This is a genomic window from Paenibacillus sp. UMB4589-SE434, assembly GCF_030226685.1.
Classification (GTDB): domain Bacteria; phylum Bacillota; class Bacilli; order Paenibacillales; family Paenibacillaceae; genus Paenibacillus_B.
In genome coordinates this window covers 21,558-41,833 of the sequence record NZ_JASOYK010000012.1, presented here as the reverse complement: position 1 = coordinate 41,833, position 20,276 = coordinate 21,558, and the positions used below count along the sequence as shown (strand labels likewise).

At 47.5% G+C, this 20,276-nt stretch carries 19 protein-coding genes and 1 riboswitch; of the genes, 9 read left to right on the top strand and 10 right to left on the bottom strand.

Annotated elements, in window-relative coordinates; translation table 11 throughout:
• Positions 1–49 precede the first annotated feature (49 nt).
• The 3 genes from QP775_RS24605 to QP775_RS24600 are packed head-to-tail and all read left to right on the top strand — an operon-like array spanning position 50 to position 1,000.
• Positions 50–271 carry a hypothetical protein gene (locus tag QP775_RS24605; protein WP_285109272.1) on the top strand — a complete coding sequence of 74 codons (222 nt, stop codon included), beginning with the start codon at positions 50–52 and terminating at the stop codon, positions 269–271.
• On the top strand, positions 229–435 hold the full coding sequence (locus QP775_RS25845; protein WP_350339001.1) for a DUF2306 domain-containing protein: 207 nt from the start codon (positions 229–231) through the stop codon (positions 433–435). The genes QP775_RS24605 and QP775_RS25845 overlap by 43 nt, the downstream gene beginning before the upstream one ends.
• Before the next feature lie 25 nt (positions 436–460).
• Complete coding sequence (locus QP775_RS24600) at positions 461–1,000, top strand: GNAT family N-acetyltransferase (RefSeq protein WP_285109271.1); 540 nt, start codon at positions 461–463, stop codon at positions 998–1,000.
• A gap of 164 nt (positions 1,001–1,164) precedes the next feature.
• On the opposite strand, the gene QP775_RS24595 is transcribed toward QP775_RS24600, so the two are convergent.
• The 4 genes from QP775_RS24595 to QP775_RS24580 all read right to left on the bottom strand — a co-directional run bounded on the left by QP775_RS24595 (position 1,165) and on the right by QP775_RS24580 (position 4,736).
• Complete coding sequence (locus tag QP775_RS24595; RefSeq protein ID WP_285109270.1) at positions 1,165–1,770, bottom strand: response regulator transcription factor; 606 nt, start codon at positions 1,768–1,770, stop codon at positions 1,165–1,167.
• Positions 1,767–2,972: a sensor histidine kinase gene (locus QP775_RS24590; protein WP_285109269.1), complete on the bottom strand. Its 1,206-nt coding sequence runs from the start codon at positions 2,970–2,972 to the stop codon at positions 1,767–1,769. Before QP775_RS24590 ends, QP775_RS24595 begins: the two co-directional genes overlap by 4 nt.
• Complete coding sequence (locus QP775_RS24585; protein ID WP_285109268.1) at positions 2,973–3,707, bottom strand: ABC transporter permease; 735 nt, start codon at positions 3,705–3,707, stop codon at positions 2,973–2,975.
• A gap of 141 nt (positions 3,708–3,848) precedes the next feature.
• On the bottom strand, positions 3,849–4,736 hold the full coding sequence (locus tag QP775_RS24580) for an ABC transporter ATP-binding protein (RefSeq protein WP_239333714.1): 888 nt from the start codon (positions 4,734–4,736) through the stop codon (positions 3,849–3,851).
• A 280-nt stretch (positions 4,737–5,016) separates the two neighbouring features.
• Between QP775_RS24580 and QP775_RS24575 the strand changes: the two genes are divergently transcribed.
• Complete coding sequence (locus QP775_RS24575; protein WP_239333716.1) at positions 5,017–5,583, top strand: hypothetical protein; 567 nt, start codon at positions 5,017–5,019, stop codon at positions 5,581–5,583.
• Between the two features lie 708 nt (positions 5,584–6,291).
• Here the strand turns inward: QP775_RS24575 and QP775_RS24570 are convergent.
• The 3 genes from QP775_RS24570 to QP775_RS24560 form a co-directional block, all read right to left on the bottom strand.
• A complete protein-coding gene (locus QP775_RS24570; RefSeq protein WP_239333718.1) occupies positions 6,292–6,765 on the bottom strand; it encodes a C40 family peptidase in 474 nt (157 codons plus the stop codon).
• 4 nt (positions 6,766–6,769) lie between these two features.
• A riboswitch (cyclic di-AMP (ydaO/yuaA leader) is annotated at positions 6,770–6,913 on the bottom strand.
• A gap of 209 nt (positions 6,914–7,122) precedes the next feature.
• Positions 7,123–7,938 (bottom strand): carbamoyl transferase, encoded by an 816-nt coding sequence (locus QP775_RS24565; protein WP_285109267.1) that lies wholly within the window; start codon positions 7,936–7,938, stop codon positions 7,123–7,125.
• Between the two features lie 5 nt (positions 7,939–7,943).
• Entirely contained in the window at positions 7,944–9,926 is a 1,983-nt protein-coding gene (locus QP775_RS24560) for a M1 family metallopeptidase (protein WP_239333722.1), read from the bottom strand.
• Between the two features lie 156 nt (positions 9,927–10,082).
• Here QP775_RS24560 and QP775_RS24555 point away from each other — a divergent pair, with 156 nt between their 5' ends.
• Both QP775_RS24555 and QP775_RS24550 read left to right on the top strand, forming a co-directional pair.
• Positions 10,083–10,580: a YwhD family protein gene (locus tag QP775_RS24555; protein WP_239333724.1), complete on the top strand. Its 498-nt coding sequence runs from the start codon at positions 10,083–10,085 to the stop codon at positions 10,578–10,580.
• A gap of 201 nt (positions 10,581–10,781) precedes the next feature.
• On the top strand, positions 10,782–10,982 hold the full coding sequence (locus tag QP775_RS24550; protein ID WP_285109266.1) for a YwbE family protein: 201 nt from the start codon (positions 10,782–10,784) through the stop codon (positions 10,980–10,982).
• A 232-nt stretch (positions 10,983–11,214) separates the two neighbouring features.
• Here the strand turns inward: QP775_RS24550 and QP775_RS24545 are convergent, their stop codons facing one another.
• On the bottom strand, positions 11,215–11,838 hold the full coding sequence (locus QP775_RS24545; RefSeq protein WP_285109265.1) for a TetR/AcrR family transcriptional regulator: 624 nt from the start codon (positions 11,836–11,838) through the stop codon (positions 11,215–11,217).
• A gap of 186 nt (positions 11,839–12,024) precedes the next feature.
• Here QP775_RS24545 and QP775_RS24540 point away from each other — a divergent pair, with 186 nt between their 5' ends.
• The gene (locus QP775_RS24540; RefSeq protein WP_239333730.1) at positions 12,025–14,247 is read left to right on the top strand and encodes an MMPL family transporter; all 2,223 of its coding nucleotides are present in this window, start codon (positions 12,025–12,027) and stop codon (positions 14,245–14,247) included.
• Positions 14,248–14,378: 131 nt separating this feature from the next.
• Here the strand turns inward: QP775_RS24540 and QP775_RS24535 are convergent, their stop codons facing one another.
• Positions 14,379–16,448, bottom strand: a complete 2,070-nt coding sequence (locus QP775_RS24535) for a transglycosylase domain-containing protein (RefSeq protein WP_285109264.1) — start codon at positions 16,446–16,448, stop codon at positions 14,379–14,381.
• Positions 16,449–16,713: 265 nt separating this feature from the next.
• On the opposite strand from QP775_RS24535, the gene speE reads away from it, so the two are divergent.
• Positions 16,714–17,541, top strand: a complete 828-nt coding sequence (speE, locus tag QP775_RS24530; RefSeq protein WP_285109263.1) for a polyamine aminopropyltransferase — start codon at positions 16,714–16,716, stop codon at positions 17,539–17,541.
• Between the two features lie 16 nt (positions 17,542–17,557).
• A complete protein-coding gene (speB, locus tag QP775_RS24525; RefSeq protein ID WP_239333734.1) occupies positions 17,558–18,427 on the top strand; it encodes an agmatinase in 870 nt (289 codons plus the stop codon).
• A gap of 231 nt (positions 18,428–18,658) precedes the next feature.
• Here the strand turns inward: speB and QP775_RS24520 are convergent, their stop codons facing one another.
• The gene (locus QP775_RS24520; RefSeq protein ID WP_481857298.1) at positions 18,659–20,071 is read right to left on the bottom strand and encodes an alpha-L-fucosidase; all 1,413 of its coding nucleotides are present in this window, start codon (positions 20,069–20,071) and stop codon (positions 18,659–18,661) included.
• Positions 20,072–20,276: the final 205 nt, after the last annotated feature.

Genomic DNA, 20,276 nt, shown 5'->3' with positions numbered 1-20,276 from the left:
AAATGAGGGAATGTTATACGCGTAACCTTAAATTGATGGGGGATGGGGATTGTACAGGCAATTCACAAGAGCTCAAATATGGGCCTTTGGCATGTTGGCCTTGCTGGCGGTCTTAATAGGAGCTTACGCTTTAGTCATGTATGGTTCACCTGCAGGTATCCGCGAGCAGCCTTTTGTGACGGGTAAAAAAGGTTTGCCGACCATAATCCAGTTGAACATGGGCGATGGATGGCTCGCAATTATGCGATCTCCTGTGCAGCCATTACACTGAGGCTTTACATCCCATTAGCAGCTGTACTGTTCGGGTACATCGACACCAACGATACATTTGCTATCATTGCATGGTTATGCTGGGTCCCTAATTTGCTTATTGTCGAGAGAGTCATAAGTCGCAGGTATGCAGTTAAGGCGTGGGAGAGAACGTCATTGCATTAATTTAGAGGCTGGGGGATCGAGAGGTATGTTGCATAAAGAGATGGATATCAGACTTTTAACCTTAGATGATGCTGAATCGCTTCTTCATTTGAGGATGAGTAATCGGCAATTTCTTCAGCCTTTCGAACCGCTGCATGCGGAGAATCATTATACTCTAGGGGAACAGCAGAAGCTGCTTGCTTCTAAGGTAAAAGCAGCGGAAGCTGGTCAAGCGTATGCTTTTGGTATTTTTTCCAGTTCGGGGCATCAGTTGATTGGAAAAATTGAATTGTCAGCCATTGCCCGCGGACCGCTTCAAAACGCTAATATAGGCTATTACCTTGATCAACACCATAACGGTAAAGGATATGCCACTGCGGCGGTGTCTTACTGCGTTAACTATGCGTTTGATCAACTGGGACTGCATCGAATTCAGGCTGGTGTGATGCCGAGGAACATACCGTCTAAACGTGTGCTGGAGAAGGCGGGGTTCCGTCAAGAGGGGCTGGCCTTGCGATATTTAAACATTAACGGGGTATGGGAAGATCATGCGTTGTTTGCCATTACAACAGAGGACAGAGCTTAATGAGTCGTTCTGTCCTGTCTGACGTGATGCTTATGCATATTTTGATGCTGTAAAGGCGAAAGGGACAGATCCGGAAGGGATACATAAGGATGTAAACTAGCAATGATTATGATGTAGATATCAGCCAGGAATGTCTCAATGGAGCGCTTCCTGGCTGATGTCTATTATTCCAGCCAGCCTTTGTCCTGCGCCATGCGAATGGCTTCCATGCGGGTTGAGGCACCAAGTTTGCCGATCGCTTCCGACATGTAATTGCGAACAGTGCCATGAGACAGGAACAACTTAGCGCCGATGTCCTGCATAGTCAAGCCCTGAGCGGCCAACTGCATGACCTCACGTTCACGTGCAGACAGGGGGCAGGGGTCATCCCATACTGCAAGCGACAGCTCAGGGCTAATGGCTCGGCGTCCAGCATGAACACTGCGAATGGCGTCTGACAGCTCCTCGCTGGGGCTGTCTTTGAGCAGGTAACCCGATACACCTGCGGCCATTGCTCGCTGAAGGTAGCCGGGTCGCGCAAATGTAGTCAGCATAATGACGCGGCAATTGAGCTGTTCTTGCTTAATAGCTTCTGCTACGTCCAAGCCTGTTTTAAGCGGCATTTCAATATCAAGGACAGCCAGATCGGGCTGCTGCTCACGTATAAGTGCAAGCGCTGCTTCGCCATTCTCGGCTTGTCCAACGACTTCAATATCGTCTTCAAGCGACAACAAGGTAGCTAATGCGCCACGCAGGAGTCGCTGATCTTCACTTAGGATGATTCGTATCATCCGACTTCACCTCGCTGTTCACTTCGTAATACGCGTGGAATAATAAGATTAATACTTGTTCCGGCCTGAGGTGCGGAATCGATCTGCAGCCTGCCATCTACAAGTGCAAGCCGCTGCTTCAAGCCAGTCATGCCTGAACTGCCTGCGCGATACTGGGCGTTCTTGTCAAGACCAATACCGTTATCCTCAACGGCAAGTCGTACTTGGCCTTCTTCGATATGCAGGATAGCTGTACAAGCCTTGGCTTGACTGTGCCGGACTACATTGGTTATCACCTCGCGGAAGCACATCGCAAGGATCGTCTCCTGGAGGGGAGACAACGGCAGCACCTCTACTACAGCAATAACGGAGCGGAAGGTGTCCGCCTCTGTGTACTTACCCGCATAGTCCTCGCCGCCTACAGCATGTTGTTCGAACTGTAGGCGAATATCAGCTGCTGCACAAAGGGTCTTTGCATGTTGATATTCCTCAACCAGCCGAACGACTTTCATCTCGGTAACAAGCTCACGCATCTGTTTTAACGCTGCTCGAGCTGTCTCTCGGATGTCGCGGGCTTCCGTAAGAGCGCGGTCAGGATCGCGGGTAATCAGCTTCTCTGTTAATTCTCCCTTCAAGGAAATTAAAGATAAAGTGTGTCCCAACGTATCGTGCAGCTCGCGGGCAATACGTTGGCGCTCTTCCTGCTGCGCCATACGTTCGAGTTGAGATGTGGCTGCCTGAAGTCTTTCAGCCATCTGTTTGTAGCGAGCGGAGGCCCGCATAATGAACGGTACGATTGCGACCCCAAAAATAGGCGGCAGCAGCATAATCAAAATAACAGGCCCCATTGTTTTCAGGTGTGGAATAGCTGCAAGTATGGTACCAACCACGAATACAACTGATATACCCACCATAAATGACTGCTTTTGTCGACTTAGCGATAGTGACATGAGAAAACCGATATAAGCAAACATCGGATGGTAAAAGGCAGTGAGAACAAGCAGGATAGCTAATTGGCATCCAAGCAGCAACGGGGCTTGTTGGCTCCGCCAAAAGATCTCACGATACGCAACGGCAAATAATAAAACGAGCAGGAGACCAGCCGCCAGCTTAAACGGAGGTTCCTGCAATACGAAATAAATGGCCACTAAGAGGTTGGTGAGTGATACGGCAGGGGCCCATCCCTCTTCAGCAGGAAACATCCGCCATGCTGTCAATTTCACTTACATCGCTTCCCGTCTATTCAGTATATATCCTGATAATACCATGAATAATACGCCGCTAACTACGAGAATTAACCAATCCAGTACTACGGGTGCACTTCCAGCAAGCATGTTCCAAGCTCCATGTGCAAAGCGATAGGAGGGCAGCCATTGGCCAATGGATTGCATCCATTGGGGGAGCGTACTAAGCGGCATCCATAGTCCCCCCAGAATAGCGAGTCCCATATGCAGGATGTTGCCAATGGCGATGGAGGCATCGGCATTTTTTATGGTGCCTAAAATTGAGCCAAGAGCCAGGAATGGAAGGCTGCCGATCCAAAGCCATAATCCGCAAGACACCCATTGAGCAAGAGTCAGGTCAAAGCTGTAAGTGAGTTGGGCTGCACTGAAGATGACAATAATCGTGATCAGATGAATACCCATATGTGCGATTAGCTTACTGCCGATCCAAACAGATGGTGTCAGCGGCGTGAGTCGGAGTAGGCGTACCCAGCCATCACGGCGTTCATAGGCCAGTCGGATGCCGAACTGGCTGACCGCTGTTCCGATGAGGCTGAAGGCGGTCATCGACATTAGCGAATACGAACCATAGGTCGTTGAGGCAATACTTTTGTCAGCCCCATTTAAGCTAGCAAAAAGAAAGTAAAACGCGAGTGGCATTAGTATGGAAAACAGCATAAAGAATGGGCTGCGGATGATACGTAAACTTTCGGCTTTGGTTTGAGCAAGTAACATGATGGAACTCCTCCTCAGATGGTATGGGTAGCGTAGGATATTACTTTTTTAGAACGAAAATTCCTTACAGAGCTGAACAATGATCTGAATAAAATGACACCCTCATAGCATTAACGCTTCATATTTAGGTGTTCTGGCAACCTACTGTTGGTTTGTAATGATGCGGAACGCTTCCTCGAGCTTGGCAGATTGAACCTCCAGGTCATATATGCCCCAGTCTGCCTGGAGTAGTGTTCCGACTAATGTATCCGTTTCTTCAGCGTACAAATGAATTTTGTCTGCCCGCCGTTCGAATTTTACGATCCCTGGAAGCTGCATGAGCTGAGCATCAGACAAGCTGGATCCGGATCGGAATGAAATGGATCGCAGTGCGGATTGTGCCTTTAATTGTGCGGGCGTGCCCTCGGCCGCAATGCGCCCCGCAGCGATGATCGCGATGTGGTCAGCAACCGCGTCAGCTTCGGTCAAGTCGTGCGTGGTCAGCACGACGGTCCGGCCATCAGCGGCTAATGTTCGGATGGTATCCCAGAAGCGACCGCGAGCTTCAATATCCATGCCTACGGTTGGTTCATCCAACAGTATAAGTTCAGGATTTCCAGCCAGACTCTGGGCGAAAGCCAATCTTCTGCGCTGTCCGCCTGACAATGCAGATGCGCGGCGCTTGGCTTCTTGATGCAACCCTGAGAGGTCCAATAGGCGAGCTAATGAGAGTGGATTCCGGTAATAGCTGCGGAACAATTCCAGCACTTCTTTGACAGTCAGCCCATCAGCAGCTTTCACATCCTGCATCAATGCTCCTATGCGCTGGCGAATTTCTTTAGTCCCGGCGGGCATGCCCAACACGCTGATGCTGCCTGAGGTTGGCTTCTGCAAACCAAGAATCATAGATATGGTAGTAGTCTTACCGGCGCCATTTGGACCAAGCAATGCACTGATTTGTCCTTGATTGAAACATAAATTTATATCATTTACAGCGTGAAAGCTGCCATATTGCTTGCTAAGTTTGGTACACTCAATTGCGTATGTCATTTGTCATCACCCTTTGATTTATTATGTGTGCCGTTTATCGTGTGGCTATATTTGTATTGTAGTCTCACGAGTAATCGTCCGTTAGTGTACGATGTCATGAACTGCTAATGACAAATGTCAGAATCGGAAACTGTCCCGGTTCCAAACCGTAATAACGTACACAGGCTTATTTGATTCGGAATGAGCAAATGAACTTAAATTATTATTAAGTATTCATTCAGCTTGTCTTCATGTGCTGGCTTCATACTGAAGAAATTGCAGTTTGAAAGGAGGTGAGAATATGAAATGGACGACATCATCGGCGGTCGCCTGGTCTACAGCTATGATGCTGCTGCTTGCTTCTCCGGCAGCGGCGCAAAGCGAACATGCCGCTGCTGCATTTGCGAAGTCGCCTGAAGCGCGGGTTGTATTTGCATCAGGAGATGACACGGATTCTTCCCGCAAGAGTGAATCACAGGGCGGAGTACTAGCGTTGCTGCCAAGCTCCGCGACTTCGAAAGCAAGCAATTTGTCGGCACAATTAAATAAGAAAGATCACACAGAGAAGAAACAGCTGAACAAGGAGCAGGAACAGCTCCAAAGTCAGATAAAAGAGCTTCGGCAGAAGAAGCTTATATCGATTGCACAGAAATATGGTATTGTTGTCGAAAACAAGACATTTGAGCAAATACGTCATGAATTGCGACAAATAGTTGGACGTAACGGCAAAATGTTCCACGAGAAACATGTCGATAAGCATGCACGGCCTCAACAACACATGAGGGAACAAGTGAAGAAAAAGGTTGTGAATTCGGAGCATTTGAATACTGAACATACAGGGAGCAAGTTAAGGGAACAGCAGCAGTAATGGAGTCACAAGCTACGTGGTACATGAGACATTAAGTTGTCGTGGATTTTGAGGACTTAGGCTGGTAGTCGTGAATAAGATGTAGAGGCATGTTGGAAGAACGCCCAGCATGCCTCTTTGGGTTAAACGCAGTGCGGGGATGTAATGTTATATCCTACATTGTCAAAATCTGAGGATAAGTAGTAAGTAGGGTTTACGAAAGGTGACTCTACAGTGAAATGATATATCACCCTTTTCAAGGCTAGTAGAAACTAGTTGGCACCATCGTTATATGTAATGTGCGTGGCGTGGTGACTAGGAAGTTAGAGAATTAATTATTGCAGGTATATCGATATCACGGTGATGGAGCTAGTTCCTGATTAGGACAACAAGAGAAGAAGCGTGATTCATCTTCAGGTTCACGTGTTAATTATCATATAAGGGTGCTGGACCTGGGAATGGACAGGGAGAATGATGGTTAGCATGCTTCTCTTCAGCTAGATGCCCATATAGCAGTCAGAAGAACAGGGAAACATGGCAAGTGTAAACCCATTTTATACAGATTTATGTTTATAATTGTCGTCTTTTTCCTGTATTAATTTGTGCAGGACCATGGCTTCTTAGTTGGCACGTTTCAGTTTGGCGTGCATACAGTGTATAGAACAGTGCAATATAAAAGCCCGACAGGCTGCATGAGGCAATCCATCGGGCTTTCGGTATAATATTCTATTATTTCTCGTAAGAAGCAAAGCTATCATATTGCTTCGAGCTGAGAATGCGCTTAGCACCAACATAACGCTTCTCATAATAATCCATGCTCAGATCGTCGACACGTGTTCCTTTGCTTGTCGAAGCGTGGGCGAATTGACCGTTGCCTACATAAATGCCGACGTGGGAGATTCCGCTGCCACTAGTATTGAAGAATACCAAGTCTCCAGGGCGTAGTTCGTCTTTTTTTACTTTGTCGCCAACTTCATACTGGGAAGAAGACGAACGAGGCAATTCAACATCGAATTTGTCAAAAACATACTTTACAAATCCAGAGCAGTCAAACCCCTTCGTTGTAGTTCCACCATACTTGTAGTCGATACCCATCAAATCTTGGATAGTGTTGTCCATCTTCGTTGCGGCGAATGCGCTACCTGTTCCGATCGAGAACAGTAAGCTCAGACCGACCACCGCAGTGACCAACTTCTTCTTCAATTGGAAAAGCTCCTTCCGTGCCTGCGAGGTTAGCTGGAGGGTTCGGTTGAAGGTTCCCTATGATCTCTGCATAAGCAAGATCAATTCACCCAGTATTAATGGTTCCCCCGCTTCCCGGATGTGTACGGGAATTTGGCCTATTGGATCACATCAGATTCCGTTACTTCTGATTACAAAATTGCAAGAACTAAGTGTCTTTCATGACAAAGTTGTAACAATCTAAGCCTTATTTTAGCAGACCTTTTTTACTTTGACAAACACTTTTTGTCCGGAAACGCCAAAAAAACGCGCTTAAACCTCGAGAAAAGGCTTAAGTAAGCGTTTTTTTGGCGAAAAAATATTTAGAAAGGCCGAAATTTACGGTTTCCGATGATTCCATGCGTGATAACGGCTAGAAAGACTCCATAATTTCAAAAATGCGCGTAATGCAGGATATGCCTGCTGTAAAATGAGTGCGGTCATGCCGGTCCATAACATGGCAGCGGTTGTCACTAATGTACTGCATACTAGTGAGATAAGCACAAATAGGAGCGACAATCCAATGACAGGCAGAACGTGAACGATGCCGTTTTTTAGTGCATGCAACAGCGACATGTCTGACCCAGCGCCGAATTGCAGAAATAAAAACAAATGATGAAGCAGCCAACCTCCAACCAGCCAAGCGAGACTAACAGGAAGAGCACCAGTTAATAGCATCTGCCAGCTTGGATTAGAAGCAAGTACTTCGGCCAGATAAGGGACGGCCCAATAGGCGGGAGCAAGCATCAAGGCCGTTTCCAGAAGATACAATAAAGCAAAAGGTTTCCACACTGCTGCGATTCCCCTGAAAAAGGTCAATCCCGATTCCGTTCGGTGATTAGCCATTGAATAGCAGATGCCAGCATGAATGATCGGTGTGAGCAGCATCCGTACCGCAATAAAAGCGACTATGATCCAGAGGTACGGTGTATAGGTAGACGTTTTAGTTAATTGGAACTGGGATTCCAATAAGAAGAGTTGTGAACTCATCTCCGTAGGAGCTGGGCTCGGATACCGGCGAAGTATTGGCATGATGACGGAATCCATAAAGCGAAATAATAGAAATCCCCACAATAACTGATATAGAAATAGGATGATCCAGATGTATAAATGGTCTTTCAGCCAGTCCCACCCTGCGCGCATATGCAGCTTCATGTCCATCACCACCCCAATACGTTTGTTATCACTTCCAGCCATTTGACGGCTACCCAATTAACGCGCGTGCGCACCGGTTCTTCAATTTGAGCACGCATATAGTTGTTAATGTGACGATTCTCTACCATGATCGTATAGAGAGGATCGATCATTACCCATGCGAGCGGGGAGGAATGACTGAGCTTATATTGGATGCGGTCGCCTTCCACAGACCATACTTTACGAGTTGTACTTCCGTCTGCAAATTGAAATACGATCGGTACGTTCGGGTAGTCAGCGCCGTTCTTTTGAATATTTACCGTTGCTTCATAACGTGGCGTTCCTCCTTCATTAAAGGTGCGGGTATGGATGCTCTCGACGGAAAAGTCAGCCATCTTCTGCCCATATATATACTGATTAAAGAAGTCGGTCCATTTACGGTTGGTCACCAATTCTACGATACGTTGAAAGTCTGCTGTGGTCGGATGTTTAAAGCGATATTTTGTTGTATAGATTTTCAGAATACGCTGCATCGTCTTTTCTCCAACCTGCTTTTCTAAGGCAAGCAGCACAAGCTTAGAGCGATAGTATACGTTTTCGGCATAATGGTTCTGATTTTTGTATTGCCACGCATGCTGTTTGAGTGGAGCGGGATCGGTCATATAACTTGCTTGTACCGCCAAATTAGGTGTCACACCGAATTCCGACTCCATTAACTTATCCTCGGCATAGGAGGTGAAGCCCTCGTCGAGCCAAGCCTCCTCGAATTCATTGGACGCCAGCAGCCCATAGAAATATTGGTGTCCGATCTCATGGACGACCGTTCGTTCCAAGTCATAACCGGGGCTTTCATCATCTGCACCGAATGCGGTTACCAGTGTCGGGTATTCCATTCCACCTGCCCCGTTAGCCTCTTTTGGGGGGACTACAATGGAAAGCGTTGAATATGGGTATTCACCGTACCATTCACTAAACTTGGTGAGTGCGGCTTTTGCGGCAAAGAAGTAACGTTCTTTCAACTGTTCGTGCTTAGGGTCAAGGTAGAGTTTAATACGAACACCCGGCACGTTAGCTGATGAGAACGGTTCTTCCGCATAGACAAAGTTCGGAGAGGCCGACCACGCAAAGTCATGCACATCGTCTGCATAGAATTGATACGTTTTGGTTCCATCTCCGAATACAGGTGTTTTGGTTGGAAATCCGGTTGCTGCTACGATGTAAGAGCTAGGAACTTGTATCCTGACGTTAAAAATACCAAAGTCGGAATAAAACTCAGAGTTGCCGTGATACTGGTGCAGATTCCACCCTTCCGCGGCTCGTCCACGAATACCAGCTTTCTCATACGCGGCCAGCTTAGGGAACCATTGACCAGCCATGACAAATTGGTTAGTAGCTCCCATGCGAGCGAAGACTTTAGGGAGCTTGACTTCAAATTTGAGTTTAAGCGTAATTTTGTCCAAGCCTTTGACAGGCTGCGGCAATCGCAGCTTAGCCAGAGTCTTGTCCTTGATGTTGCCGTCATCAGGCTGAACGAACTCCAAACGGTTCATCAATGATAGCCCGTCTACCGTTTGCAACGACGTAATCTGCATGCTTCCGTATCCATCCTGCGGCATACGGTCCTCTCGCAGCATGCCGCCGGACTCTTTCATAAAGGTGGTATCCGCAGAAGCGAATGCATTTGGGTACAGGTGGAAGTAAAGCTCATTTACCGTTCTTTTGCCTGGGTTGGTCCATGTGACGGTCTGTGTGGCATAAAGGGTCTTGGACGTCTCGTCCAATCGGACCTCAATGTGGTACTCCGAAACCCGCTCACTGCGGGCCTTTGGTGTGACAGCTTGAATCTGCTGCGGCGTAATCGGCTCACTTATCTTGGTCTTCCCCTGCGTCACTTCTGGACCGAGGGAGGGCAAGGGCTGTGTAGGCGTGAGCCATTGCGTAAGCAGGATACCAACTGTGATAAATACGAGTGAATAGAGGAGTGAGCGATAGGCATTGCTTCGAGTCATCCGATTCTTACCTCCCGTTGACAAGCATCTACAGCATGTATATGTTGGCTTTTTACAGAATATTAGCTAAAATGAAAATGATTTTGATTCCAGCCTAGGCTTGGTTTCCTGGTAGGAATGGGAACGATAGAGAGGGCGAGGAAGGAGAATAATATAATGGAACAAGAAAAGAAGGTAAAAAAGCCGCTTGCACTTAACGTCGTAAGCAGTGGTAAGCATAAAGGCTTCGGTGCGGGCAGCATCGATCTGAATAATGTGTCTCCTGTCATGATCGAAGGAGGACGCGCCTACATTGATATTGGCGCTATGCACGCTAAGAGTAAGCTGGAACGCGGCATTAAGTTCTCTATGAACAAAGAAGATGTGCCTAACGGACGTCAATGCTGGATTGTATGGGTGGCAGTTGACCGCAACGCCGAGGGTGGATTTTATGCAGGGCTGACAGCTTGCGAGATGCTGGTGGATGCTGAAGCGAGACGTGGATGGAAAGTGCTCGCGGAGCATGTTAATAAGATGGATTCTGCCATGAAACGCCGCGTTATGCTTGATGGGCTTGGCCAAGAAGAGTTAGGATTACTGCGCGAGCTGCTGCAAACACATAATGAGGAATGGTGGACTAACACATCTGACGAGGTTAAAGCGGCACTAGTGTAGTCATACTAGAAGTAATATCGTACAAGAGGGATGCTGGAGCGTCGTGGAGCCGATGCAAAGGCTCCTTCTTTTTTTGAGGTAAGCTGATATGAGGATTAGAGAACGGATGATGCAGTCTGATGCAGGAGATACCTCATCTTCAATTATCCATATTTACAGCTTGTAAACGTCGACAATGAGATGATGGGAAGTGATATGAACATGAGTGGTAAGTTGCGTGCTGACATCAGGCCAGGTCTAGAAGTTGATATCGTGCTAAAGCAGGATCAACGTACAGGCAAAAGAACGCGGGGCATTGTAAAGGATATATTGACCAACTCCCCGCAGCATCCGCACGGAATTAAGGTAAGGCTTGCAAATGGGATGGTTGGACGTGTGCAGGAGATTATTCAGCCTAAGTAATTCACGTTCCGTTTGTAAGTGTCGAAGGCAGCTTGCAGTATTTGGGCTACTGCTGTGCCACGCTGCGTACATAGTACCCACGCTCAAAAAGCCGTGAGCTCCACTAGAAGGTGGTGTTTACGGCTTCTTTCATTAAAACTGCAAGTGCGGTTATTGCTCAAAGGGCGTGACTACCATCAACAAGGTTACATGATACGAGATCTAATTTCAAAAAGGCACAGGGCATCAACCATCAACCATTCTTAGGAATTGATATGCCTGACCAGAACATGTCAACAACGGCTTCTGCCAGCTGTTGCTTAGATGCGTACAATTGAACGGCGCTGTCTCGATTACCTAACATCACAAGCGCAGAGAAGGCGTGAGCCATCATCATTGCATTACCGGCTCGAATAATCCCCTGGCCTATGCTTATCTCAAAATATTCGGCCAGCAGATCATGTATATGCTGCTCCGCCTGTCGGATTCGCTCCATCTGCTCGGTAGACAGTTGAGCCTCGGCTTCACGCATCATCGTTTCCATATCCACATGAGACTGTTGCATTTTGGATACTGCAATAGCCTGAAGTTGTTCTTTGAAGCTAACAGGCGCCAACAAGTGCTGCTGGGTAAAATAATGTCCCTTCTCTAACACTTGAACGACAGCAGCTGTAAACAGTTCTGCTTTATTGGAATAGTAATAATAAATAGTAGCTTTTGTGACAGCGCAGGCTTTAGCAATAAGCTGCAGCGAGATGGCTTCAAAGCCTTGCTCCATAAACATTCGTGCTGCCGTCTGTACAATCACGGTCTGCAGAGGTGTGCCATGGTCATCCAATCTTGGTCTACCCGGTCTGCGTGGGCGTTTCGAGTTCATATCGATACGAAGCTCCTTTATAACGTTAACATCAGTACTCTGTTTATTATACTGGTAACGTATCTATTCACATATAGTTTAATGAAAGATGTAAAATAAGGATTGCCAATTAATTAACCTTCCGGTATATATAATATTATAAATTATTTCTCTCAAGGGAAATGAATATAGGAGGATTAGGATACGATGGAACAGAAACGCGGAATAAGCGGATGGGTATCTGGTCCGCGCGGTCAATGGATCACTTTGATCATTTGGATTATGATTGTCGCCGTGTTGAATGGGGTGTGGCCATCCGTAAAGTCGCAGGAGCAAAATAGTGCGGCCAATCTTGCAGCAGATACCCCGTCAGTGCAAGCCACTCTGGTTGCGGAACGCGAGTTCCCTAGCAAAGCGGGTACACCAGCTCTGCTTGTCTGGAAGCGAGCAGGGGGATTAACGCAGGAAGATCTGAAGGATTTGCAGTCGCTGACTAAGCAATGGGAAGCTAGTCCGCTTCCTGACCAGACAGCGGTCATGCCTTTGCATAAGCTGCCACTCCCTGCGCTGCAAGCGCAGTTATCAAACGATAAGAGCACACTGGTACTTCCCGTTTTGTTCAGTAAGGAAGCGGATGTGGGACAACTCAAGGAAGCTGTTGCACAATTAAAGCAGCAGGCAGCCGCCCAATTTGGCAGCAATCCATTTGGTGAATCTGTTGATTCGACTGAAGCATTAAGTGCCAGAGTTACTGGGCCTGTTGGTATTTCCATAGATGCGACAGGTCTATTTATGAATGCTGACGTTTCTTTGCTAATTGCAACTGTGCTGCTCGTATTGGTCATTTTACTGCTAATTTACCGTTCGCCGATGCTGGCACTAATACCACTTATTGCTGTTGGCTTTGCCTATGGTGCAGTTGGACCTATGCTCGGATTTATGGCGCAGCAGGGTTGGATAACGGTTGATGCGCAAGCGATCTCTATTATGACGGTGCTTTTGTTTGGAGCGGGAACAGATTATTGTCTTTTCTTAGTGACGCATTATCGACATTTGCTAGCTCATGTTTCCGATAAGCGACAGGCATTAGTGCAAGCCTTGAAGGGCTCTTCCGGCGCTATTGCGATGAGTGGATTTACAGTTGTGATCTCATTATTAGTCCTGCTGCTGGCGAAGTATGGCGCTTATTATCGCTTTGCTATTCCTTTTAGCTTATCTATTTTAATTATGGGCATCGCAAGCTTAACGCTTGTTCCAGCATTGCTTGCTATTTTTGGAAGAGCATCATTTTATCCGTTCGTTCCCCGGACGCCTGAGATGGAAGAAGATCGTGCCAAACATAGAGGCAAACCTGTTCGGAACAAGAAGGCTAATAAATCTTCCGGCTGGATTGGTCGGGTTGTGGTGACACGTCCTTGGACGATAATAGCTATTACAGTTCTTCTGTTAGGCGGGCTGGCGGGTTTGTCTACGCGAATCCAATACACATACGACATCTTATCTTCTTTTCCTTCTACGATGGAATCAAGAGAAGGGTTTAAGGTGATCGGAGATCAGTTCTCCGAGGGGGAGCTGGCCCCTGTGAACATAATGATTGATACAGAGGGTAAAGAGGTTTCTTTGCAAAATGAGCTGGATTCACTGCCTTACATCGATCAAGTATCTGCCCCACAGAAAGGGCAGAACAACGAGCATATGTTAGCGTATAGCGTAGAACTAAGCTTGAATCCGTATTCGCTGGAAGCAATGAACCATATCCCGGAAATCCGCGCAGCGGCGGAGGCTGCTTTGCTGGCGTCAGGGATTGATGGCGTGGAGCAAAAGGTGTGGATAGGCGGCCAGACGGCCACTCAATACGACACGGAATTCGTTAATGACCGAGATACGATCATTGTCATTCCCGTTGTCATTGGTTTAATCGCACTGCTTCTGCTCTTCTATTTACGTTCTATCGTGGCAACCGTCTATTTAATTGGTACTGTTGTACTTTCCTATTTTTCCGCGTTGGGATTAGGCTGGCTGATCCTGCACTATGGGTTTGGCGTGGAGGCCATTCAAGGAGCGATCCCATTGTACGCGTTTGTATTTTTAGTAGCGCTTGGAGAGGACTACAATATATTTATGGTGTCGCGCATCTGGCAGAAGAGCAAGGAAATGCCGATTAAGCAAGCGATCCGTGAGGGTGTTAACGAGACTAGCTCCGTGATTACTTCTGCGGGAATCATATTGGCTGGAACCTTTGCTGTGCTGGCTACGCTGCCTATTCAGGTGCTGGTGCAGTTCGGCACGGTTACCGCGCTTGGAGTACTGCTGGATACGTTTATTGTACGTCCCTTTATGGTTCCTGCCATAACGGCGGTACTGGGACGACGAGCATTTTGGCCAGGCAAGCTTAGCCGTGTAGAGGAGCAATCCGCAGCAACGGATTAAGGGCATAAATGAAACGGAAACTGCTCTGTCTGACCTAATTCCCATAACAACATAAAGGCCGTCAAACGAGAGTTAAACTTTTAGTTCAGCTCATGTTTGACGGCCTTCGCTTGTATCAGGCTCATTTTACCTCAACCAGTCCACCAGCGCTTCAAATGTCTCCACCAGGATTGCTTCTCTGTAGCATCCGCTGGCTTGCCCTCAGGCTGCTTCTGCTCTGGTGGATTGCCCCCAGGGTGAAGTCCGCACCATTCTGTGGGCTCCGTGCCGCGAACAAACGTCTCAAGACGCTTGTTTACACACCCTTCACCAGCGAGCTTGCCCGAATCGGAATCAATATAGACACTGACGACACTGTCTGGAATCGTAAAGAGCTTAGGAGGTACACTTTCCAGCGCTTTCTCGGTATATTCGGCAAAAATTGGGGCCGATAGGTGCGCATCTGTAGTCGTAATCGTCTTCCCCTTGTCATATCCGACCCAGACTGCTGTAGACAGCTCTGGCGTATAGCCTACTATCCACGAATCACTGTCTGTTGTACCGGTCTTGCCAGCTACCGGCCGTTTGATCAGCGATGAAACACGATTGCCAGTACCTCCTGCTTCAAATACACTTTCCATAAGGTTGGTTAATACATAAGTCGTACCTGAATCTACAATTTGAACAGGCTTTAAAGTTGCTGCTTGATAGATCACACGTCCGGTCCGATCCGTTACGGCTAATACGGCCCTAGGCATCATCTTATTGCCATCATTGCTTAGCACAGCATAGACTGAGGCCATTTCATAAGGGCTGACAGGGTAAGTGCCAAGTGCTAAGGAAGGCACGGGCTTCATATCGGCATGGATGCCGAGGCGCTTGGCCATCTCTATCACTTTGTCTGGTCCAATCTGCATAATCGTATTCACGGCAAAGATGTTGTCCGAGGCAGCAATTGCCTGACGGAGATCGATATCTCCGTAATATTTGCCGCCAAAGTTGCTCGGACTGTAGGTCTTGCGGCCTTCATCGTAGCTGAAGGATGTCGGCTGACTGGTAAAGCGTGAGGCTGCCGTGAGCTGTTTTTGCTCAAGCGCCGTCAAGTACACGATTGGCTTAAACGCAGATCCCGGCTGCCGTGTATTTGCGAATACGCGGTTAAACTGATTCTCACGATAGTTTTTGCCGCCAACCATTGCCTTGATATCGCCTGAACGCGGATCAATCGAGACAAGGGCTGCTTGCAAATCGCCTGACGATGGAATATTCTTGGCGACGGCTGCCTCGGCTGCTGCTTGTGCGCGTGCATCCAGTGTGGTGTAAATACGGAGGCCGCCTGATTCGATCTCGTCCTCCGTTAAGCCAAGTGCATACAATTCCTTGCGTACATAATCACGGAAATAAGGGGCTACAAGTGTATCCGAGCGTTCTTCCTTTGTTCGAAATCGAAGTGTAGCGTTGTAAGCGACATTGGCTTCGTGTTGTTGAATGGCACCTGTCTCCACCATATTTTGCAGCACAATTTTTTGCCGATCCTTCGCATTTTTCATATTTATCCAGGGCGAATAATAACTTGGACCACGCGGTATGCCGGCTAGCATGGCACTTTCGGCGAGCACGAGCTCCTTCGCAGACTTGCCAAAATACATCCTGGCAGCAGATTCAATGCCATACGCACCATGGCCATAATAAATTTGGTTTAAGTACATCGCTAAAATATCATCTTTGCTGTGCTTCATTTCAAGCTGCAGTGCAAAGAGTGCTTCTTTCGCTTTTCGTTTCCAAGTTCGTTCGTGTGTCAAATACATGTTGCGGGCCAACTGCTGGGTTAATGTACTTGCTCCCTGCTTGGTAGAAAGGTGCTCCAGATTGACAACAGCCGCTCTTGCGATCCCATAGATATCGATCCCAAAATGATTGTAAAACTTGCGGTCCTCGGTCGCTAACGTGGCTTGAACAAGGGCAGGCGCAATATCCTGGATGCTCACAGATTGCTGCAGCGTTTGTCCTGAGGCTAGCAGCGCGAGAGGCTTGCCACTACGGTCCAGCAGCTCCGAAGATTGCTGCAGTTGGGATTCTGGCAGGTCTGTCATATACAAGTAACCAAGCGTGCAGGCGGCTGATCCGATCCCGAGTGCAATAAACACTCCCAATATATTAAGAACGGTGCGCCAGCGTTTCTTCTTGGTTTTGGTTGCTGCTCGTTTGAGTATGTCGCTCATGCCCGCCGTCTCCTTTTATAACCAATGACAAATGTTAAATGGTTGCTCTATCTCATCAGTATGGAAAAGGAATCGACAGGATATTCCAAACAAAATAATAATTATTGTGTGAAATAGTTGCATTTTGGGGGGGATTATATATAATACATTTGTTTGGTGCAATATGGAGAAGAAGTGTTACGAATGTTACACAGGAACCATTACGAGCATTTCGCTGGACCAACGATACCATCACCGGTCACCGGAAGAAAGCAGGTTGATTATTATGGAATTGTGGTATACAGAGAAACAAACGCCGAGCTTCGGCATTACGGCTAAGATCCGTGAGACGTATGTAAATGAACAGACGCCGTTCCAGCATTTAGTTATGCAGGAAACCGAAGAATTTGGACGCATGCTCGTATTGGACGGCATGGTAATGACAACGGTTAAAGACGAATTTGTCTATCATGAGATGGTTGCCCATCCTGCACTGTTTACTCATCCCAACCCTAAGCATGTGCTTGTCGTAGGCGGCGGAGACGGCGGTGTTATCCGTGAAATTATGAAGCACCCGTCCGTTGAGAAGGCCGTTCTTGTTGAAATTGACGGAAAAGTCATTGAGTATTCGAAGCAGTACTTGCCTGAGATCGCAGGTGAACTTGATAATCCGCGTGTAGAAGTCATCGTTAACGATGGTTATATGCACATTTTGAATAGCAAGAACGAGTACGATGTTATTATGGTTGACTCCACAGAGCCAGTAGGTCCTGCGGCTCCGCTCTTCGAGCGCGGCTTCTACCAAGGCATTTATGAGGCACTGAAGGAAGATGGCTTGTTTGTAGCACAGACGGACAACCCTTGGTTCAAAGCGGATCTGATTCAGCAAGTGAACCGCGATGTGAAGGAGATCTTCCCGATCGTGCGTGTGTACGGTGCGAACATTCCGACTTACCCAAGCGGCTTGTGGACGTTCACTATGGGCAGTAAGACATATGATCCGTTAAAAGTGGACGCAGACAGCATTGCTGAGATCGAAACTAAATATTATTCTCCACGGTTGCATCATGCAGCGTTCTGCCTGCCTAAATTCGTGGAAGATTTGACGAAATAAGCAGGGAGGCATCAAGATGCGCTTAGATCAAAGATATTCCGGCAACGTATTTATATTAAGCTCTGACGACTACGAGAATTCCAAAGCTGTCATTTATGGCATGCCGATGGATTACACAGTATCATTCCGCCCTGGTTCCCGTTTCGGCCCTGGTCGAATTCGCGAGTCATCTGTTGGTCTGGAGGAATACAGCCCGTATCTCGATAAAAGTCTTGAGGACATCACATATTTTGATGCAGGTGATCTGCTTCTGCCTTTCGGTAATGCAGCGCGTAGCTTGGACATTATCCAAGAGTACATTGCAGGCCTAATGAAAGACGACAAATTCCCGGTAGGCTTAGGCGGGGAGCATCTGGTTTCCTGGCCAGTCTTCCAAGAGGTATACAAGAAGTACCCGGATTTGGCAATTATTCATATTGATGCTCACGCCGACCTGCGTGAGAACTATGAAGGTGAGCCGCTCTCTCACTCCACTCCAATTCGTAAAGCGGCGGAGATGATCGGCAGCAAGAACATTTACCAGTTCGGTATCCGTTCCGGTTCGCGCGAGGAGTGGGAATATGCGCGTGAGAACATCAATTTTTATCCGTTTGAAGTAGCTGAACCGCTTCGCAAAGTATTGCCAGACTTGTCAGGGCGTCCTGTTTACGTGACGATCGACATCGATGTGCTTGATCCGAGCTGTGCCCCAGGTACGGGGACGGCTGAGATTGGCGGCATTACAACCAAGGAACTGCTTGAAGCCGTGCATCTAATCGCAGGTTCGCAAGTAAATGTGGTAGGATGTGACCTCGTTGAGGTTGCACCGATCTATGATCCGACGGAGCAGACACCGATTGCGGCAAGTAAGATTATCCGCGAGATGCTGCTTGGATTTGTAAAGTAAGAATAAGGGACTGTTGTACACCTTCCATTGGAAGGTGGCGCAGTCCCTTTTTTTTATTGAAAAAGCTAGAGGCGTTTCTAGTTGGGCAAGAAAAAGAGTCCCTCTTGTGTTGAGGGACTTTTTCTATATATCTTTATGATCTGGGTCTAAGCGGGTTACAGGTGTGAGGGCTATGAGACCCCTTATTAAGACATTGAAATGATGATTACATCATTCACTACTGTGTTATTCTTATTCATTAGCAGCTAGGATACGGAAAACATGCGCTAACGGTGCAGAATCGTTGCTTAACTCGGATGGAGGAAGCTGTATCCGCAATCCCTCTTCTAAGCATTCAAAGTGAAGGGGATCGCTTGAACCAAGCAGATTAACACGGCCGACTTCACCTGAGTACGGAAGTGTTACTGACGTCTTTACAACGCTATCATCGGATGGATAGCGATAGAAGCCGTAGACGGTGTCTCCTTTGCGAGTAAAGGCGCAGTGCTCTGTGTAATATGGTGCACAGATACGCGTGCCATAGATCGCTTCTCCGTTCACTTTCAGCCATTCTCCTAAGCCCTTGATGCAGTGAATTGCACCTTGGGGGAACCGTCCGTCAGGCTGTGGCCCGACGTTGAGGGCCAAGTTGCCGCCCTTGGAGACCACTTCTATTAAGAGGTGTACCAATTGGCGAATGGATTTGTATTCATCATCGTATTTATAGGAGAAGGAAGTTCCCATGGTAATACAACTTTCCCAAGGCACCTGCAAAGCTGCTGAAGGAACGGTCTGCTCAGGTGTAATGATGTTCTCGTAAGGGCCTCCAACCGTACGATCTGCAGCGAGCAGCCACGGCTGTGTCTGGCGTGCACGCTCGACGACTTCACCGAGCCGGATATCTTGCGGCATACGGCGGCTTTCCGCACATACCCAGCCTGCGTCCAACCACAAGACGTCAATGCGTCCGTATTCAGATAGAAGTTCCATAATCTGCTCGTGTGTGAACTGCACAAATTGCTCCCACAGCTCAGGGTGCTGCTCTGGATGATAGGAGGGCCCGCGCCAAGTCGGATTGCTTCGTTCCATATCAGGCGCCCAATAGTAGGGTGTATTCCAATCCGCCTTAGAGAAATAAGCAGCAATCCCTAGCCCACGGTTACGGAAAGCATCGAATACATGCCGGCAAATATCCGCGTAGTGATGGTTGCGGAAAGGCGACTCAGAACCGGTAATGCGGTAATCGGTTGTTTTTGTATCCCACATGCAATAACCGTCGTGATGTTTCGTTGTAAAGATTAAATACTTAAACCCGTTATCAGACGCAAGCTCTGCCCAGGCATCAGGCTGGAGGCGAATAGGGTTAAAGGTTTTGTTCAAGTCCCAGTATTGTTGTTTAAATGTTTCTCCGTCTTGTTCCCAATCGATGCCATCACGGGCCCAATCTGCATCATCATCGCTTAACGCCCATGACTCTACAATTCCAAGCTGAGAATAAGTACCCCAGTGCATCATTAGACCAAGCTTCTGATCTTGGAACCATTCCAATTGCGCAAGGAGCTGCGGGTTGTCAGGTCGTACCCATTCACTTTCTTGGCTAAAGGTATGCACTCCAGCCTCTACTGCTTGCACTTCTTGTGCATTTGCGTCGCTCATGTAAATCATCCTCCTGAGATGTGATCATCATCCAAGCATCATCATAACGATTATGAGTTATCGGTATCTCAAATTTACAGTTCTATTATAATAGAAAAGCGCTTTCAAATGATAGTGCTAATGATAATCTTTTAGATATCGATATCATTTTTTAATCATAAATTGATTTGCTCGATCCATTTAGAAGAGGAGGCGTCTAGTCAAAATGTAGTAT

Coding starts and splice junctions, on each gene's coding strand:
- QP775_RS24535 (WP_285109264.1), bottom strand. CDS start 16,448: ATGAGCGACATACTCAAACGAGCAGCAACCAAAACCAAGAAGAAACGC.
- QP775_RS24540 (WP_239333730.1), top strand. CDS start 12,025: ATGGAACAGAAACGCGGAATAAGCGGATGGGTATCTGGTCCGCGCGGT.
- QP775_RS25845 (WP_350339001.1), top strand. CDS start 229: ATGGCTCGCAATTATGCGATCTCCTGTGCAGCCATTACACTGAGGCTT.
- QP775_RS24545 (WP_285109265.1), bottom strand. CDS start 11,838: ATGAACTCGAAACGCCCACGCAGACCGGGTAGACCAAGATTGGATGAC.
- QP775_RS24560 (WP_239333722.1), bottom strand. CDS start 9,926: ATGACTCGAAGCAATGCCTATCGCTCACTCCTCTATTCACTCGTATTT.
- QP775_RS24600 (WP_285109271.1), top strand. CDS start 461: ATGTTGCATAAAGAGATGGATATCAGACTTTTAACCTTAGATGATGCT.
- QP775_RS24595 (WP_285109270.1), bottom strand. CDS start 1,770: ATGATACGAATCATCCTAAGTGAAGATCAGCGACTCCTGCGTGGCGCA.
- QP775_RS24550 (WP_285109266.1), top strand. CDS start 10,782: ATGAGTGGTAAGTTGCGTGCTGACATCAGGCCAGGTCTAGAAGTTGAT.
- speE (WP_285109263.1), top strand. CDS start 16,714: ATGGAATTGTGGTATACAGAGAAACAAACGCCGAGCTTCGGCATTACG.
- speB (WP_239333734.1), top strand. CDS start 17,558: ATGCGCTTAGATCAAAGATATTCCGGCAACGTATTTATATTAAGCTCT.
- QP775_RS24585 (WP_285109268.1), bottom strand. CDS start 3,707: ATGTTACTTGCTCAAACCAAAGCCGAAAGTTTACGTATCATCCGCAGC.
- QP775_RS24520 (WP_481857298.1), bottom strand. CDS start 20,071: ATGATTTACATGAGCGACGCAAATGCACAAGAAGTGCAAGCAGTAGAG.
- QP775_RS24555 (WP_239333724.1), top strand. CDS start 10,083: ATGGAACAAGAAAAGAAGGTAAAAAAGCCGCTTGCACTTAACGTCGTA.
- QP775_RS24580 (WP_239333714.1), bottom strand. CDS start 4,736: ATGACATACGCAATTGAGTGTACCAAACTTAGCAAGCAATATGGCAGC.
- QP775_RS24575 (WP_239333716.1), top strand. CDS start 5,017: ATGAAATGGACGACATCATCGGCGGTCGCCTGGTCTACAGCTATGATG.
- QP775_RS24565 (WP_285109267.1), bottom strand. CDS start 7,938: ATGAAGCTGCATATGCGCGCAGGGTGGGACTGGCTGAAAGACCATTTA.